We start from the raw sequence: 1,375 nt of genomic DNA, 5'->3' as shown, positions 1-1,375 counted from the left end.
CGCGGGTTCGGGCCGCGCGTGGATGCGTATCTCCCGCCGCCCCGCGGCGTCGGCCTCCGCCACCAGCACCTGGATCTCCACGGCCCCCGCGTCCGGCAGCACCAGGGGTGCGTGCAGCGTCAACTCCTCGACGCCCAAGCCGGGCTCGTCCAGCCGTACGCCCGCCGCCAGCGCCAGCTCGACGTATGCGGTGCCCGGGAGGAGGACGCGGCCGGCGACGGCGTGGCCGGCGAGCCAGGGGTGCGTACGCGGGGAGAGCCGGCCGGTGAGGACCAGCCGGTCGCCGTCCGCGGGGCGGGTGGCGGTCTCCACGAACGGGTGCGCGTCGCGGCCGGCCAGCGAGGTGCCCGGGGCGAACGGCGGGAGCCAGAAGTCCTTGTGCTGGAAGGGGTACGTGGGGAGGTCGGCCGGCCGGGCGCCGGGGAGCAGCGCGGCCCAGGCGGGGGTGGCGGCGTGATGGGTGTGGAGAGTGGCCACGGCCGTGAGGAGGGTGGGCACCTGCGCGCGGGTACGGCGCTGGAGGGCGACGGCGAGGTGGTCGGTGCCGTCGGCGAAGCTCTGGCCGGCGAGGGTGGCCAGGGCGGCGTCGGGGCCGACTTCGACGAACGCGGCGGCGCCGTCGGCCGCGAGCCGGGCGAGGTGGTCGGCGAAGGGGACGGGTTCGCGGACGTGGCGTACCCAGTGCTCGGGGTCGCGGAGCCGGTCCGCGTCGACGGCGAGCGGGATGCGCGGCGGGTGGAAGGTGAGGGTGCGGACGACCTCGCGGAAGGGGTCCAGCATGCCGTCCATGTGCGGGGAGTGGAACGCGTGGCTCACGTGCAGCTCACGGGAGCGGAACCGCTCCGCGACTGCACGGGCGGCGTCGGCATCGCCCGAGATGACTGTGGTGGTCGGGCTGTTGAGGGCCGCGATCGTCACGCCCTCGGTGAGGTGCGGGGTGACCTCGTCGGCGGACGCCTGGAGGGAGATCATGACGCCCGTGGCGGGCATCTCCTGCATCAGCCGGGCCCGGGTGGCGACCAGCAGGGCGGCGTCCGCGAGGTCGAGGACACCGGCGCAGTGCGCGGCGGCGATGTCGCCGACCGAGTGTCCGGCGAGGTGGTCGGGGGTGACGCCCCAGTGGCCGAGGAGCCGGAAGAGCGCGACCTCGAAGGCGAAGAGCGCGGGCTGCGCGTACCGCGTACGGTCCAGCACCTCGGCGTCCGCGTCGAACATCACCTCGCGCAGCGGCCGGTCCAGGTGCGGGTCGAGGGCTGCCGCCACCTCGTCCAGCGCTTCGGCGAAGGCGGGGAACCGGGCGTACAAGTCCCGCCCCATGCCCGGGTGCTGGCTGCCCTGCCCGGAGAAGAGGAACGCCAGCTTGCCCGCTACGGGC

1 protein-coding gene is annotated in these 1,375 nt (G+C 75.5%); it reads right to left on the bottom strand.

The annotated features are described in order from the left end of the window. Positions 1 to 1,375 (bottom strand): acyltransferase domain-containing protein (locus H5J30_RS33395; protein ID WP_181791480.1); only part of this gene is annotated, 1,375 nt, incomplete at both ends.

Source organism: Streptomyces phytophilus (assembly GCF_013870535.1).
Taxonomy (GTDB): Bacteria; Actinomycetota; Actinomycetes; order Streptomycetales; family Streptomycetaceae; genus Streptomyces; species Streptomyces phytophilus.
The sequence above is the reverse complement of the archived record's forward strand: the minus strand, read 5'-3'. Positions and strand labels throughout refer to the sequence as shown.